Source organism: Paraburkholderia sp. J10-1, assembly GCF_905220165.1.
Classification (GTDB): Bacteria; Pseudomonadota; Gammaproteobacteria; order Burkholderiales; family Burkholderiaceae; genus Paraburkholderia.
The window spans coordinates 780370-794376 of the sequence record NZ_CAJMYW010000001.1 but is presented as its reverse complement, the minus strand read 5'-3'; the positions used below and the strand labels follow the sequence as shown (position 1 = coordinate 794376).

At 60.0% G+C, this 14007-nt stretch carries 12 protein-coding genes; 7 read left to right on the top strand and 5 right to left on the bottom strand.

Annotated features, from left to right (window positions below):
* Positions 1–47: 47 nt before the first annotated feature.
* Positions 48–1196, bottom strand: coding sequence for a branched-chain amino acid ABC transporter substrate-binding protein (locus U5A65_RS03490; RefSeq protein ID WP_321908198.1), 1149 nt, complete (start codon positions 1194–1196; stop codon positions 48–50).
* Positions 1197–1596: 400 nt separating this feature from the next.
* Here U5A65_RS03490 and U5A65_RS03485 point away from each other — a divergent pair, with 400 nt between their 5' ends.
* Positions 1597–2412, top strand: coding sequence for an intradiol ring-cleavage dioxygenase (locus tag U5A65_RS03485; RefSeq protein ID WP_321945485.1), 816 nt, complete (start codon positions 1597–1599; stop codon positions 2410–2412).
* Positions 2413–2426: 14 nt separating this feature from the next.
* Here U5A65_RS03485 and U5A65_RS03480 read toward each other — a convergent pair whose 3' ends face one another.
* Positions 2427–3623: a polysaccharide pyruvyl transferase family protein gene (locus tag U5A65_RS03480; RefSeq protein WP_321945484.1), complete on the bottom strand. Its 1197-nt coding sequence runs from the start codon at positions 3621–3623 to the stop codon at positions 2427–2429.
* A 180-nt stretch (positions 3624–3803) separates the two neighbouring features.
* Here U5A65_RS03480 and U5A65_RS03475 point away from each other — a divergent pair, with 180 nt between their 5' ends.
* On the top strand, positions 3804–4229 hold the full coding sequence (locus U5A65_RS03475) for a Fur family transcriptional regulator (protein ID WP_321908204.1): 426 nt from the start codon (positions 3804–3806) through the stop codon (positions 4227–4229).
* Between the two features lie 24 nt (positions 4230–4253).
* Here U5A65_RS03475 and U5A65_RS03470 read toward each other — a convergent pair whose 3' ends face one another.
* Positions 4254–4595, bottom strand: a complete 342-nt coding sequence (locus tag U5A65_RS03470; protein ID WP_321945483.1) for a zinc-binding dehydrogenase — start codon at positions 4593–4595, stop codon at positions 4254–4256.
* Positions 4596–4952: 357 nt separating this feature from the next.
* Here U5A65_RS03470 and U5A65_RS03465 point away from each other — a divergent pair, with 357 nt between their 5' ends.
* A complete protein-coding gene (locus tag U5A65_RS03465) occupies positions 4953–6548 on the top strand; it encodes a hypothetical protein (protein ID WP_321908206.1) in 1596 nt (531 codons plus the stop codon).
* Positions 6549–6874: 326 nt separating this feature from the next.
* On the opposite strand, the gene U5A65_RS03460 is transcribed toward U5A65_RS03465, so the two are convergent.
* Positions 6875–8299 carry a phosphatidylserine/phosphatidylglycerophosphate/cardiolipin synthase family protein gene (locus U5A65_RS03460; RefSeq protein WP_321934611.1) on the bottom strand — a complete coding sequence of 475 codons (1425 nt, stop codon included), beginning with the start codon at positions 8297–8299 and terminating at the stop codon, positions 6875–6877.
* A gap of 286 nt (positions 8300–8585) precedes the next feature.
* Entirely contained in the window at positions 8586–9269 is a 684-nt protein-coding gene (locus U5A65_RS03455) for a glutathione S-transferase (RefSeq protein WP_321945482.1), read from the bottom strand.
* 144 nt (positions 9270–9413) lie between these two features.
* Here U5A65_RS03455 and U5A65_RS03450 point away from each other — a divergent pair, with 144 nt between their 5' ends.
* The 4 genes from U5A65_RS03450 (at position 9414) to U5A65_RS03435 (ending at position 14004) form a co-directional block, all read left to right on the top strand.
* On the top strand, positions 9414–9989 hold the full coding sequence (locus tag U5A65_RS03450; RefSeq protein WP_321945481.1) for a TetR/AcrR family transcriptional regulator: 576 nt from the start codon (positions 9414–9416) through the stop codon (positions 9987–9989).
* Positions 9990–10188: 199 nt separating this feature from the next.
* Entirely contained in the window at positions 10189–10701 is a 513-nt protein-coding gene (locus tag U5A65_RS03445; RefSeq protein WP_321934608.1) for a DUF2867 domain-containing protein, read from the top strand.
* 903 nt (positions 10702–11604) lie between these two features.
* Positions 11605–12225, top strand: coding sequence for a lipid-binding SYLF domain-containing protein (locus U5A65_RS03440; RefSeq protein ID WP_321908212.1), 621 nt, complete (start codon positions 11605–11607; stop codon positions 12223–12225).
* 519 nt (positions 12226–12744) lie between these two features.
* Positions 12745–14004 carry a paraquat-inducible protein A gene (locus U5A65_RS03435; protein WP_321908213.1) on the top strand — a complete coding sequence of 420 codons (1260 nt, stop codon included), beginning with the start codon at positions 12745–12747 and terminating at the stop codon, positions 14002–14004.
* Positions 14005–14007: the final 3 nt, after the last annotated feature.

Below are 14007 nucleotides of genomic sequence, written 5' to 3'. Positions count from 1 at the left end.
TGGTTGAAGGGCGGGCCCGCCCGGAAGCGGCGGACCCGCGTGGGCGATCAGAGGCCGCTGACCGTCTTGACCGTCACCCACTGGCCGTTCTTCACCTGATACACGGTAGACGAACCGTTCTTGAGCGAGCCATTCGGGTTGAACTCGATATGGCCGGTAATGCCGTCGAAGCTGATGCTTTGCAGCTTCGGGCGATAGTCGTCCGGCTTCGTCGAATTCGCCGCCTGCATCGCCTTGATAGCGGCCCAGGCCGCGTCGTAGCCGAACGGCGCGTACGAGAGCACGTCCACGCCATACTTCTGCTTGAAGCGGTCGGCGAACTTCGCGCCGACCGGCGTGCTGTCGAGCGGACGGCCATATTCCCACGCCATGGCGCCTTCCGACACGTCGCCCGCGAGCTTCACGAAGTCCACATCCTTCACGCCGCCGCCGCCCACGTACTGCGCCTTGATGCCGAGCTGGGCCATCTGCTTCATGATGCCGGCCGCCTGCGGATTGAGGGCGCCGACGAAAATCAGATCGGGGTTTTTGCTCTTGATGTTCGTGAGTTGCGTCTTGAAGTCCGTCGCCTGGTTCGTCGTGTACTCGCGGTCGACGATGTCGCCGCCGTGCGCTTTCACGGCCTTCACGAATTCGTCCGCTTCGCCCTGGCCGAAGGCCGTGCGGTCGTCGATCACGGCGATGCGCTTGGCCTTGGTCGTCGTGACCGCATAGGCGCCCGCCGTGCCCGCGTTTTGCGCGTCGCTCGAAATCACCATGAAGATGTTCTTGAAGCCGCGGCCGCTGATGACCGGGTTCGTGGCGGCCGGATCGATGTCGGGCAGGCCCGCCTTTTCGTACAGCTCGGAAGCGGGAATGGTCGTGCCCGAGTTGAAGTGGCCGACAACGACCGAAACGCCTTCATCCACGAGCTTTTGCGCGACTTGCACGCCCACACGCGGGTCGGCCTGATCGTCTTCGGCGACAAGCTCGAACGAGACGGGCTGGCCGTTGATTTTGACGCCTTGTGCCTTGGCGTCGTCGAGGGCCATTTTCACGCCGTTTTCCAGGTCTTTGCCGTAACTGGCGTTCGGCCCGGTGAGCGGCGCGGCAAAGCCGATTTTGACAACGGTATCCGCGCGCGAGGCGAGCGGTGCAACAGCGAGAAGTGCTCCAACGGCAACTGCGATAGGGGTAAGAGTCTTCGCAAAACGCATGTTATTTCCTTTGTCGGCAAGCATGGGTTCACTGCTGTGGCGTGCATACCGGCCGGGCTCCCCCGCTTTTCGCGCCTTGCGCGGTCGGGGCGGCGGCCGGTTCACGACTCTCTTGTTCGCGTCGACTACGGGTTGGGCTCCTCCAGAAAGGCGTGGTATCGATCGAACCGCCCCGCACGACGAGCGCCGGGGCGAAACGCTGAAAGCGACTATAGGAAGCCAATATCGCTTCGTCTTGACCATTCGCGACGGTTTCCATGCGCATTTCTGCACAGCCGGTTAAATTGGGGCAATCAGGACAAATACGCCTGCCGGCGCGAAATAAGGCGTAATAGAAATGTAATCGTCATGCGCGCCGGGTCGGGTAGAGTCCCGCCATCACGCGCAATGCAGCACATCAATGACATCACGCCTGTCACGCCGGGAATTCATCAAACTGACGATCGCGCTCGGCACGAGCGCCGCGACGCTCGAAGCGAGCCCCGCCGCTTTGGCGAGCGCCCAGCCTTGCCGCCTCACGCCGGAGCAGGAAGTCGGCCCCTATTGGATCGACGGAGATCTTGAGCGCACGGACGTCCGGGAGGGCAAGCCGGGTGTGCCGTTGACGCTCGACATCGTGCTCACCGACGCAAGAACGTGCGCGCCGCTCGTGGGCGCCGCGGTCGACATATGGCAATGCGACGCAATGGGCGCTTACTCGGGCTACACGAAAATGGCGCTCTCGCCGCCGCCCGATTTCGATCCGAAGGCACCCGGCCGCCCACCCGCGGACTGGCGCGCCGGTCCGCCACCCGCGCCGCGGCCCACTGACCGCGAGACCTTTCTGCGCGGCATTCAGCACACCGATCGCGCGGGCGTTGTCACGTTCCAGACTATCGTGCCGGGCAACTATCCTGGGCGCACCAATCACATTCATTTCAAGGTCCGCATGGCAAGCGCGTCGCATGTTTCGCATGTCGGCCAGGTGTTCTTTCCCGAGCCGCTGATGGTGTCGTTGATGCAACTCGATCCGTATCGCGAGCACGCGATCCAGCGCACCACGCAGGGTGAAGACCCGGTTTTCGTCAACCAGTCCGGCGCAGCGATGATCGCTAGTGCGAGCCCATTTGCCTTTGAGAGTCGCGTCAATGGTTTTCGCGCACGCGTGAATGCCGTGGTCGATCCCGACGCCCAGCCGCAGGCGGTCGAACCGTTTCCGGGGCCGCCGCCGGGCTGAATGCCCGGGCGCGCTCATCCCGTAACGACGGCTTCGAACTCCTTCCGATACCGCCGCACGAGCGCCGATGCGGTTTCGCGCAATGCGTCGCAATCGCTCGCCAGCGCATGGGCAACCGCATCGGCCAGGTTCCCCGGGTGTACAACGCCGGGGATGCCCGCTGCTTCCCATGTCTGCACGTAAGCCACATGCTTGCTTCGGCCAAAAGAATAATCAGGATGACTGATATTGACGCGCGGAAGCGCATAGGCCATGGCAACGATACGACCGTGCAGGCTGCTGCCGCAATAAATCCGGCTACCAGCGATCAACGCGCAAATGTCCCAGACGTTCAGCGAAGCGAACACGCGAACGTGAGCGGCGCGCAGTCGAACCGCAAGCCGCTCATACACTTCCAGGTCATCGTGCCAGGGAGCGGCGCCTGCGCGAAATAGCACAACACCCAGGTTGTGCGCCTGCGCCACGCGTCCGAGCTGGGCGGCTAGCGTATCGAGCGTTGCATCGTCGCCGAAGTCGGCGCTGAATTGCACGGCGGCATAGCCGCGCGGGAGCGCTTCGCGTAGCGCGAGGTTTGCGGCGTGCCGGCGTATCGTCGCGCCGAACAAAACAGCCGTCATCGTGGCAGGGTCAGGTATCAGGCGGGCACCTTCGATGCCCCGTTGCGCGAGCAACGCCTGAGTTCGAGAGTCGCGCACGCTCACCGTGTCAGCGGATTGCAGCGCGGCGAGCACGTCGGCGCCCAACTGCGCGTAGCGTGCGTCGAGATCGACACCGCCTACTGCGTTGAACGAGAGATGATCCACGCGCACGCCGGGCAACGCCAACTTTGAAAGTGCGTACGGCGCGAGTGACGCCACGCCAACATGCCTTTGCGTCCACGCGCGAGCGTCGCGCAGCCATTCGCCTTCAGCGGCAATGAGCGCTGGCACGCGTTGCGGCGGCGCGAGCATCACAGCGGCTTCCCACGCATTGCAGGTCAGCAGCTCGCCGCCCGCGTGAATCACGTTCACGGCGCGGCCGCGCGCAAATGCGGCGACACGCGAGAGCGCGACGGTGTGCGGGCCGCCATCCCCATGCGGGTCTCGCGCGGCGAGCCCGGCGAACAGCCGTTCGCGCCGAGGCAGCATGCGCGCCACCACCTGCGCGATCAGCAGATCGCCGAAGTTGTGCCGGTCGAACGCGCCGAAGATCACCGTGGGTGTGGCAGCCATGAGGGCCTCGTACGTGCGTCTGTCCAATGATCGCCAAGAGCATGCTTTTCCATCTATACGGTGCCATAGCATAAAGCGGCGTGAAAGGAAGTTGCGGCGTGCCGCCCACGCCACCGACATAAGGAAGCCTTAAGCATTCCCGGGGGACACTGTCGGCCTTGCCGACGTGGTTTCCATCGTATGAGAACGGTCTACTCCGAACTGAAGAGCGCGCGCCTGCGCCCTACGTCCAGCCGCGTGGCCGTGCTGAAGGTGTTTCATGATGCGCCGCACGAGCATCTGACCGCCGACCAGGTCTTTCGCCGCATTGCAAAAGACGTGGAGCAATGCAGTCTCGCGAGCGTGTATCGCGCGCTTGCCCAGCTGATGGAATCGTCCCTGCTCCACAGCACGTGGGTTGGCGAAACGCGCGTGGTGTACGAGCTTGGGCGTGGTGCGCCGCACGCGCACCTCGTGTGCGAGAGCTGCAAGACCGTGGTCGACATCGACGAGCCCACGCTGCAGGAGCAGCACGCCGCCATTGCCGCGGCGCAGCGCTTTCGCTATACACATTCGAGCCTCGTCGTTTTCGGGCTCTGCGCCCAGTGTGCCGCGACTACATCGTGAACTGGCGCGTTACCGGCGCCAGGCTCAGAGCGTAACGACGACCTTTCCGAACGGCTCGTTCGATTTCAGATAGCAGTGCGCCAGGGCGATTTGCTCGAAGGAAAACGTCGTGGCAATCACGGGCGTCAGTGCGCCCGCTTCCACGCCGTCCAGAATAAACGCTTTGGTGCGATCCAACCAATCAGGATTGCCAATTACCTCGTGTACGAGGTAGCCGCATATCCGCCGCTTGCGCGCAACGAACTTGTCCAGCGCGTGAAGGCCGCGGTGCGCGGTCGCCCCGTGACGGTCGAAGCGATGACCGAGGCCATTGCGGCGGCCGCCGTTGCGGGAGAGTACCCCCCACACCTGAAGCTCGACAAGCATCGGCGCAGCCTCGCGCTGCACGGGCTCGTCGCGCAGCGGTTGCGGGGTAATCCGGAGCTAGCTGGGGCTCGATGAAAAACACTGGGTGAGTACCTATGTGCGGTCGCGCACATACGCAAGCGGACGCCGTTTGAGTTTCGTGCCGCCCGTGCTTTAAATGATCTGACGAGACGAGCGTCGACGCCGTGTGGCAAGGCAGCAGGATTGCAAAGGGAGTCACAGCACCATTCGCTCCAGGAATGTGCACGCTCATTCGCCGCCGCTCTGATAAAGAAGGTGAGGCTAGTGCGCGAGGTGACACCTGCGCGACAGCTAACCGCCTGCTTGAAGAAGGTTCATTTCACATTCGAGGCGGAAATGGCTAATCAAAATTCTCCGTTCCATCCCATCATCTACGTCAGAGGCTACGCCATGACGCAGGGGGACATCGACCAAACCGCGGCCGACCCGTTTTGCGGTTACAACGTCGGCTCCACGATATATCGTGCGGTGTCGGATTCAAACAGTGCGCCACGACGGTTCGTATTCGAATCGCCGGTAGTGCGGTTGACAGCGGATTTTCAGTACGGCACCGTCTACTCAGATGGCTACGATATTGTGGACCCCGACTGGATGCCAAACCGCGTTCGAGGTCTACCGCCACGATGCATAGTGATATTTCGCTACTACGATGACGCGTCCCAACTGCTGGGAACAGGCGTAGTACCCAGCATAGAAACATCGGCGAAACAGCTCGCGGAGCTTATTCGGAAGGTTAGGGAGAAGCTACTGGAGTCCGGCGGGGTGGCCAATATCAATGACTTCAGATGCTACCTTGTCGCTCACTCGATGGGTGGACTCGTTTGCCGCGCATTTCTGCAAAACGATCCAGATGACATAAACGACGATCCGCGGCGCCATGTCGCCAAGTTCTTCACCTATGCGACACCACACAACGGCATCGACCTACTCGGATTAAACGTTCCACGGTGGCTTTCGAAGGACGACATAAACAATTTCAACCGCGAGAGAATGGCGGAATACCTCAATGTGAAAAGTGCTTACGCAGCGACAGGACGCGTCGACTGGCTCCCTTCCGGAAGTATCAACCCTGACAACGTGTTTTGTATGGTCGGCACCAATCGTACGGACTATGAGGTCGCGATGGGGGCTTCGCGGACTTTCGCTGGCCATGGAAGCGACGGTCTTGTGCGTATCGAGAACGCTACCCTGCGCAGCTTGAATGCCAAAGGCGAGCCAGGCAGGCCCTGCGCCAAAGCCTTCACTTACCGGTCACATTCAGGAAATTTCGGAATTGTGAATGGGGAGGAATCCTATCAAAATCTGACAAGATTTCTTTTCGGTGATTTTCGTGTTGATATCTGGGCGGATATAACAAATCTTCAATTGCCGTCCGACGTTGTCGCAACGAACAAGCCCGTCAAGGCGCTTTATCAGTTTGAACTGCTTGCGTCGCCTCGCGGGAAACCGTGGTATCTCACGAGGCGAGTGGCCGAGGAGGATTCGGTTGCCTGCCTGACTCACGAAGAATGGCTGAACTCGGGCGGGAATACCTCTGTTTACCTGTCTACAGTATTCCTTGCAAATCTCGCCAAACTGAACCCGAACGACCCGACGTTAGCCTATTCTGTGACCGTCGGCATCAAGGTTCCTGACTACGAAGTCGATGGCCGCATGTGGCTGGCTCAGCATTTCGAGGGCGGATATCTATTCCGCAAGACACTGATCCTCCACATAGTGCCGCCAACCGCAGTCACTTCGGGTTGGACAGTTCAATACGAGTGGGCAGCAGAACCGACGATGTCCGGCGGTACCGTTCCAATACCGCCGCTCGTGCCGAATTCGACGAGCCAAGTGACGATCCCGTTTTCTAATCCGGCCAAACCTGGTGTCTCCGGTAACATCCGTTTCGTCCTGAGTCTATGGAACATAGACAGGCAGCAAGAGAAGTAGGTGTTGCAATGGCCGATTCTGTGCGTAGTTCCTTCGCGGTCCGTAAAGCGTGGCGAGGATTGTCGCGTCAACGAGCGAAAGCAGCCATCCGGCCGCGGTCAAATCGGTGCTTTTGATTGTCAGGGCTCTTTGCTTTCTTTGCCTGGCAAGTCGTATGTTCTGGCTATCGAAGTCTTATTCTCGGGCTTCCGGCCTGACGAATCCCTGTGTACGGATTCAGGACCGTAGCGCCCCAATCGGCAGCCGATTCTGGCCGACTAATGCGCGACACGGTGCGCACGGCGACACGAACTGGCTACGTAGTTTTGCGCCAGGGCACGCCGCGCTCAGAGGAAGTTCCTGATCAGCATCGTCACCCACCGCCAGGCACCGCCGCAGCCGGCGGCCCGGCAGCGCGCATCGGGATCCGCCAGAAGGCGGCTATTGGCGTCGCTCACCGAACCTGAGTTGCGCAGGTAGTACGCCACGCTGTCCTGCAAGGGATCGAGCCCGTCCTCAGGGATATCGATCCACAGGCCGTTTTCGGTATTCAAGCGGGCCGACAGCGAATCGAAATTAAAGCTGCCGAGGTAGTAGCGATGGCTGTCGATGAGGACCAGCTTGGCGTGCATCATGCGGCTGTCACGGTCGGAATACTCGCGCACCTCGATCCCGGCATTCACCAAGCCGGGCAGATCGTCGGCATAGGCGCGACCGACTGCGGGGAATTCCTGCGTGATGCTCGCCAGCGAAGCGCTCACCAGGATCACGTGGACACCTTCGCGCTGCTTGCGCTCAAGCGCCTCGCGCAGTTCCGGCACCAGGATCAGGTAGGGGTTGATGATCAGAATCTCGCGCTGCGCCATATCGAACGCTTGCAGCATGTCCTGCAGCGTGCCTGGCGAGCGCTTGTCGGGCCAGTCGTGGACATAGCGCAGGCGCTCGCAGGCGATCGGCATCCAGGCAGGATCAAAATCCGCCCCGGAAGCGGGCGCGGCGGCGGGATCATCGGGCGTATCGGAAGCCGTTGGTGTATCGGTAGCGGCCAGGTCCGTCGCCTGGGCTGCACCGTCGAGCGGTGCCAGCAGCCATTCGCGCCAATAGTGGATGCGCGCCGGGTCCAGCGTCGCGTAACCCTGCGAGGTGCGATAAGGACTGGCGATTTCGAGGAATTTTTCCGGCTCGGGGCGAACCGCTTCCGGGCTATCCCAGAACAAGGCGAAATGCTGATACATGGCGTGCAGGGACGAAGTGTCCTGGCCGGCATTGCCCGACACGATCAGATCGCGCTCGCTGAGCCAGTTGCGGAAGCTCGCATCCCAGATCGAGGTACTGCCGATCACTGCCGTGTCGCCAACCAGGAACAGCTTGTCGTGCATGCGATGCGAAATCTCGATGAGATCTGATCGTGGATGGAAGATGCGCAGTTCGATGCCGGGAGCCACCTCGTGCAGGGCGACGATGAGCTCGTTCTCGAACGCGAAGTGCGGCTCGGGGCCGATGCCGTCGATCAGCAGCTTGACGGACACACCGCGGCGCGCGGCCTCGACCAGATGACGCAACAGCAGGCCACCGGTCTGATCGATTTCGAAGATGTAGGCGAGAACGCGGATCGGCTCGGTCGGCGTGGCACGGTCGACCAGCGCGATTCGCGACTGCATCAACTGACCGTCGTCAAGACTGGCGACCAGGTCGACACATTGCGCATGGCCGTGCAGAGAAGTGGCAAGCACGCATGCCGGAATGAGCGCCAGGCTTCTTCTTGCGGTCATGATGTGGCGAACTGGTTCGATGTGTCTCGCGAATCTGGCTGCACTTGAAGCACTCAGTGGACAGGACGTCAACGCAGTTGAAAAATGGCTTTCCAGAAGGTCCGATTGTCGCCGATCTGTGAGCACTGTTCCAACGACCGCACATGGCCGGTTTCGCCCGCTGAGCTATGGCGCCGCAAATATGCCGTTGATTGACTGCGGTCTGGAACGGTCCGCCCGGAGGGGGGCGGGCAACGCACTTCGTGATTGGTCGCTCATCAATGAAGGCAGACAAACAGCTGCGACTTCAGGTAAATGCCGGCTGACTTTTGACGCTCGGGCGTTCGCGCATTCTCGCGTACCAGGCGAGAAGGGATTCGCACTCTGCGGGCACCGGCAGCTTCACGATCGACGCAAAGACCAGGCCGCCGATGACGGTGATGTCGGCCATCGAGAACGCATCCCCAGCAACAAACGGCTGCTTTCTCAGGACGTCATTGAAGTACCGCATGCCCCTCAGGGCTTTGTCGCGCTGACGAAACCCCCATTCGGCGTTTTGATAGCGCTCGACTTCGGGCCCAAGTCCAGGCGTGGCGTGGTGGAAATAGACACTGATGGCGTCGAGTAACTCCAGTTCGGCGCGCTTGCTCATCATGTGGATCACGCCCTTCTCGAGCGGTGTTTTGCCGGTCAGCGTGGGTGCACCATCGAGCGTATCGAGGTATTCGGTAATCGCGGTGCATTCGGCGATGCAGGTTCCGTCATTGAGTTCGAGGACCGGCAGCGTGCCTGAGTAGTTCTTCCCTGAGATGAATTCGGGCCGTTTGTGCTCCCCTCTGTAGAGATCGACCATGACGAACTCGACACACGATTGCAGATTCTTTTCGGCCAAAGCGATACGCACGCGTGTTGGGTAGGGTCCGGTGGGGAAATCGTAAATCGTCATGATCGGGAGTTTGGTTGAATCGGAATGAACGATGCCTGATGTCATGCTTACCTCTGCGGGTGGCGGGTACTCAAGATCGAAGGAAATGGGGGAGTATGCCCAGTTGCCCTACCTAACGTTCGTTAGGTTTACCATAAGGGGTATAATTCGCGATGTCAACAGTCACCCCAGTTTGCGGAGGCGGTCGTAGTGAAGAACGATTCAGGTTTGAGCTCGAGGGAACGAATCCTGGTGGCCGCCACAAAGATTGCGCAAGCGCACGGCTACAACGGCCTGAATTTTCGTGATCTTGCTGAAGCTGTCGGCATCAAGGCGGCGAGCATCTACCATCACTTCGCAAGCAAGTCCGATCTCGGAGCAGCGGTGGCGAGGCGTTATTGGGAGGACTCGCAAGCCACGCTGAATGCACTTTTGGCCGAATCCGCAGACCCGGTCGACTGTCTGCGCCGCTACCCAGAAACGTTTCGCAACGCGCTGAAGAGCGGTAATCGCATCTGCCTCTGCAGTTTCATGGCTGCCGAATCTGATGACTTGCCGGAAGCGGTGACGAAAGAGGTCCGAGCCTTTGCAGATGTGAATGTTGCGTGGTTGAGCAAGGTGTTATCCGCCACGGCCATTGCCAGCGCCGAGGAGCGCGAGGGACGCGCGCGAGCGATCTTCGCAGCCGTCGCCGGCGCTCAACTCATCGCCAGAAGTCGCGGGGATATCGCCGTCTATGACGGGTTAATTGAAAGCTACCGTATTGCTGGTCTTTTGCCGGCATAGCAGTAGAAAAAAGTCGATATGGCGCCTGGTGGCCTCCAAGGCGCAGGGGCCGGATGGGCGAAGCGGGCGATATCGTCGCAGCGGTGCTATTTCCGCCGACTGACGATTCGCGATATATGTTGGGAGCGGCGCAGGTGGCCGACGGCAGCGTCGCGCTGCTCTTATGTCCTGGCCCACGAGCCCCTATTGGTGATCGCACATGTACAGCTATCAAATCGAACAGTCTGATCTGCCGCCGGCCTCGCAGTTGAGTTCGTCGTACGGCCGGGCCGATTTCGCGGACGCGTTCTCCGTGGATCTGCCAGAAAGAGCATGCTACGACGTAGAGGCGCTGGCACGACACGTCTTTGCCAACCAGCCCGCATGGATTGCGATGCTGCTGGGAATCCGGGACACGCTCGTGCGGCCTCTCGGCTTGAAGACAACCGTTGACTTCAAGGAGAAAGGAGGGGACAGGATCAGCCTGTTTCACGTATTCGAACGATCGGATAACGAGATCGTTCTCGGCGAGGATGACACGCATCTGGATTTCCGCGTGTCGGTCCTCGTGCAGCCGTCATCGCACAGTCGATCCCGCCTCACAGTGACGACGCTCGTTTTCTACAATCGTCCGCTGGGCCGAGCCTACATTACGCTCATCGCACCTTTTCATCGGGCAGTCGTCCGAGCCTCGCTTCATCGAGCGCAGCAGCTAGGTTGGCCCAATGCATAACAGTGGTCCGCGATGCTTTCGCCGCATCCGGCACCGACTGCCGTCGCTGTTGATTTGGACTGCTTGAATTCCGAAGTATCGAAGAGGGCATCAACGGCCGAAACATGCGTAACCGACGTTTGAGCGACCCCCGCCATTCAGCCATGCAAGCCTTACCGGCTGCTTTGCGAATTAGACCGGCCTTCGGCTTTTCGTTTGCACGAATAACATACTCCAGACCGGTTGCGTGTCCTGTTTGAAGCGGCTGTTATTTGTCTGGCCAGCTCCGGGGAGGAAGGCCGCACACCAGCTCATTTCGAGCAAATCCTGATAGAAGTTTTCGAATGCCAGTCCACGCGCATGAAGCACATTACTCAGGTCGCACGGCAATTCGCAGGCCGCTCAATAAGCGTCTCCCTCACGTGCATGCAGCCTGCCAGGCACCTTCATCCTGTTCGATGCCGGCATTCAGCGGGGATGGGACCAAAGACCTATGGATTGGATGACGTGCTTGTGCCAAGCTGGATTCTGGCGTCCTCCGAGTGCAGGTTTGACGCTCTGTCGGCAACCCTTCGAGGATTGCGAAAAGCCTGGAGTTGACTGCAACCAACACGCTCTCAAGAACGTCAACAAGCGCTCAAGGAAGACATGGTCATGCATACGATTGCTCGACTATCGAGCGTCCTGCCGTGGCTATCTTTGGCATCTGCGGCAGCAGCTCAGCAACCGATCTTCTATCCCTCCGTTTCTCAATGAAGTCACCAGCGACGGCACAGTTACCTTGCGCGTTACCGCCTGGCACCTGATTTCAATCGCAGAAGACAACGGATCGAATTTGGAATCGCACTAGACTCTCCGATACAAAAAGCGAGTTGCAATGGAGTCGGTGCATTGGTGGGTTGTTAATTTGAATTGGAGTACGTCATGTCAAAAATTGTACCAGCGCTGACCGCAATTTCCGGATTGGCGATCCTCGTGGCATGCACGACTGATGGTTCCATGAGCAACAGCGCCGCGCCGACATCAACCGCGGCTCAAACGTCGGACGCCGTGCCGCAGATGCAGGGCAACAGCGCGACACGTGTCCTGGATGCGGACTCCCGGGCGGCTTTGTCTAGCCTCGCCTCAACCCACCCAAAGATGGACTCCCTGGCGCACAAGGCGAAAGCAGTTTTGATATTTCCGAGTGTGGTAAGGGCAGGATTTCTTGCCGGCGTTTCGCATGGAAGCGGCGAATTAATCGAGAGTGGCAAGGTCACGGGGTATTACGCTACGACCTCGGTGTCTTACGGCTTCCAGGCAGGCGCACAGCAATACGCGTACGTCATGCTTTTCATGACCGATGCCGCACTGAATAGCCTGAAGACAAGCGGTGAATTCGAGGTCGGTGTTGGACCAACGGTAGTCGTGGTCGATGAGGGAACCGCCAAGAATCTCAACACCGAGACAGCGAAGTCGGACGTCTATGCAATGATTTTCAATCAGCAAGGCTTGATGGCCGGAACAGCGCTACGCGGAACCAAGATTTCTCGTGTCAGTCCGTGACAGATTGGCAGGCGAAGAGTTCGCCAAGATCGTTGGTCAGCATGCGGGGAGGCACGGTGTTGATCAGGTGCTTGAATATCGGACCAAAGTCCGATTGTGCTTCACCCCGGTGGTGTGCAGACTTGACCAAAGGTGGCCACGGCGGCGTGTGGACTCGCAATCCGCTGACAACCGGCAAGAGCGAGCCGGCGCCAATTTCCGCACCGCTCGCGACCTGTTGACCCCCGCTCCCGTTGACATGAACGCGGACCTCGGTGCCTCAAAGCTGGAGGCCTGCCGTAGAGAGATCTACTCGTTTGGAATTCGTAAGGAATCGTAGCGGATCGAATCAAACCCGGATTGCCTGCTCGCAGTGCTGTGCAAACGTATTATCTGCGAAAACGTCGGAATGTCATCGCCCGAACAAAACGTCGATTGTCAGGTTCAAGCGATCTATCGACGGTATGAATTTCGCGGTGCCGCAAGTTGTGAGTCCAAATATTGATTCGTATTACGAAGTATGTGGACGAAGGGGCCACAATGACTCACGGGAAACTCGTGGCCTGTCACGAATGCGATCTCCTGCAGCGCGAGGTGGCCGTGCCGGAGGGGGGCGCCTTGCGCTGCAAGCGTTGCCGGGCCCAGCTGTACCGCGAGGTTCCCAACAGCCTCGACCGCGCACTCGCGTTTTCTCTTGCCGCCGTTGTGCTTTTCGCGGTTTCGAACGTGTACCCGATAGTCGGTCTGTCGGTGAGCGGGACGGTCGTTGAGACAACGTTGCTGGGCTCAGTGAACGTGCTGTACCACGACGGAAAATGGCCAATTGCGGGCCTCGTGTTTGCGACCACGGTCCTGATGCCGATTTTGCAGACCGTGAGCATGCTGTGGCTACTGATACCCTTGAAGTTTGACCGTGCGCCGTGGGGCGGCCCAGCCATATTCCGGTTGTGCCACCTTTGCCAGCCGTGGGGAATGACCGAAGTGCTGATCCTCGGCTTGCTGGTCGCGCTCGTGAAGCTGTCTGCGATCGCAGGCGTGGTCGTGGGTCCGGCGCTGTGGTCGTTCGGAACCCTGATGTTCGTACTGGCGGCGGCTGGCTCGGCTTTCGATACGCGCAACCTGTGGTCGCGCGTCGCCGTCGTCGAGCACAGGAACGCGGAGCCGGATCTCGACGAAGCGCCGCTGCAAGGGGCGGTGACTGCGGCTCGGTGTGGTCTCGCCCTCTGTCACGACTGCGGACTGCTCGCACGCGCACGGGTCGACGCCCACACGCTCCATTGTCCGCGCTGTGGCGCTGCGATGCACCTGCGCAAGCCTGCAAGCCTGTCGCGCACATGGGCCTACCTGATCGCTGCGATGGTGATGTACATCCCGGCGAACGTACTGCCCGTGATGTACACGAACTCGCTCTTCGGGACCGAGAACGACACGATCCTGTCCGGTGTTGTCTACCTGTGGACATCGGGGTCGTGGCCGCTTGCTATCGTTGTGTTCATCGCGAGCATCGCTGTGCCAATGCTCAAGATCCTGGCGCTTGTCTACCTGACGATCTCCACACAGATGCACTCGCGCTGGTACGCCGCCGAGCGCACACGGATCTACAGGATGGTCGAGTTCGTGGGGCGCTGGTCGATGCTCGACATCTACGTGATCACGATGCTTGTCGCGCTCGTGCAGTTCCAGGCGCTTGCGACGATTCAGGCCGGTAATGCGGCAATCGCATTCGGTGCTGTTGTGGTGCTCACGATGTTTGCGGCGATGGCGTTCGATCCACGTCTGATCTGGGACGAAGTGGAGTGAGAT

Coding starts and splice junctions, on each gene's coding strand:
- U5A65_RS03490 (WP_321908198.1), bottom strand. CDS start 1,196: ATGCGTTTTGCGAAGACTCTTACCCCTATCGCAGTTGCCGTTGGAGCA.
- U5A65_RS03485 (WP_321945485.1), top strand. CDS start 1,597: ATGACATCACGCCTGTCACGCCGGGAATTCATCAAACTGACGATCGCG.
- U5A65_RS03480 (WP_321945484.1), bottom strand. CDS start 3,623: ATGGCTGCCACACCCACGGTGATCTTCGGCGCGTTCGACCGGCACAAC.
- U5A65_RS03475 (WP_321908204.1), top strand. CDS start 3,804: ATGAGAACGGTCTACTCCGAACTGAAGAGCGCGCGCCTGCGCCCTACG.
- U5A65_RS03470 (WP_321945483.1), bottom strand. CDS start 4,595: ATGCTTGTCGAGCTTCAGGTGTGGGGGGTACTCTCCCGCAACGGCGGC.
- U5A65_RS03465 (WP_321908206.1), top strand. CDS start 4,953: ATGGCTAATCAAAATTCTCCGTTCCATCCCATCATCTACGTCAGAGGC.
- U5A65_RS03460 (WP_321934611.1), bottom strand. CDS start 8,299: ATGACCGCAAGAAGAAGCCTGGCGCTCATTCCGGCATGCGTGCTTGCC.
- U5A65_RS03455 (WP_321945482.1), bottom strand. CDS start 9,269: ATGACATCAGGCATCGTTCATTCCGATTCAACCAAACTCCCGATCATG.
- U5A65_RS03445 (WP_321934608.1), top strand. CDS start 10,189: ATGTACAGCTATCAAATCGAACAGTCTGATCTGCCGCCGGCCTCGCAG.
- U5A65_RS03440 (WP_321908212.1), top strand. CDS start 11,605: ATGTCAAAAATTGTACCAGCGCTGACCGCAATTTCCGGATTGGCGATC.
- U5A65_RS03435 (WP_321908213.1), top strand. CDS start 12,745: ATGACTCACGGGAAACTCGTGGCCTGTCACGAATGCGATCTCCTGCAG.